At 35.2% G+C, this 886-nt stretch carries 1 protein-coding gene and 1 pseudogene; one reads left to right on the top strand and one right to left on the bottom strand.

From position 1 onward, the window contains the following. Positions 1-111, top strand: a pseudogene (locus PSE7429_RS25845) (ISKra4-like element ISMae18 family transposase); the annotation flags it as partial. Positions 112-117: 6 nt separating this feature from the next. Here PSE7429_RS25845 and PSE7429_RS22975 read toward each other — a convergent pair. Further along, the gene (locus PSE7429_RS22975; protein WP_009629811.1) at positions 118-846 is read right to left on the bottom strand and encodes a hypothetical protein; all 729 of its coding nucleotides are present in this window, start codon (positions 844-846) and stop codon (positions 118-120) included. Between the last annotated feature and the right edge of the window lie 40 nt (positions 847-886).

Below are 886 nucleotides of genomic sequence, written 5' to 3'. Positions count from 1 at the left end.
ATCAAGCAAATTGGGCGTAGAATCAAAATATCTGGTGCTCAGTGGAAGCGCGATAATCTTCCCCAAGTTCTTAAACATCGTTGCGCTTATCTCAACCTCAATCTTGCCTAAGTATATTTACTCAGTGCCTAATTGAGATGCTCCCAACTCAAATTCATTATTTACATTGTGTGAGTATTCTAGAGCATCTATTAATTGAGATTTTGTGAGATCACTAGCGACGAGAAAATCAAGGATTTTTCGTGATTGGAGGTCATTGATTATAATATTTCCAGATTGTTCACTCATAGCCAACTCTGCTATTTGTTGAATCTCCTGCATAGCTCCTGATAAATCTTTATCTACCTGTGATACATTACCTAGCAATTTTTGAAAAGAACCAAGAAAACTCTCCATATAGTTCTCAAAATTCAATGCAATTTTTGTCAACTCCGCAGCTTCAGTTTGCAAACGGTTTATCTTTAATTGAACCTCATAAGCTTTTCTCTGAACGCTCAATTTTTTGACCATATTTTCTAAAACATCGCGCTGAGTCTGTTGATTATTAGCAATTTTTTCTAAACTTGCACGCATTAGATCCAACTTTTTAATCATCAAGATGGCTGCATAGCCTATTGCCTTTGCTGTTTCTAGAATCTGCATCTTTTGAGATAATGCAATTTGCAATAAAGAAACATCATTTTCTATTTCAGCAATACTTGCTATTTCCCTTCGCTCTTTTTCTACATTGGCAATATCGACAAATTTGTGGGTAACGATCTCTCGAATCTCATCTGCCAGACTTTCAAAGAAATTTTGTAAGAATTCAGGTAAGAATAGGAATGAGAGAAATAGAAGAAGGATCAATTAAAGCTTGACGGAAAAATCAATGACAGATTTACCTTGA

This window comes from Pseudanabaena biceps PCC 7429 (assembly GCF_000332215.1).
In the GTDB taxonomy this organism is placed as follows: Bacteria; Cyanobacteriota; Cyanobacteriia; order Pseudanabaenales; family Pseudanabaenaceae; genus Pseudanabaena; species Pseudanabaena biceps.
This window is presented reverse-complemented; position numbering and strand designations above follow the sequence as displayed.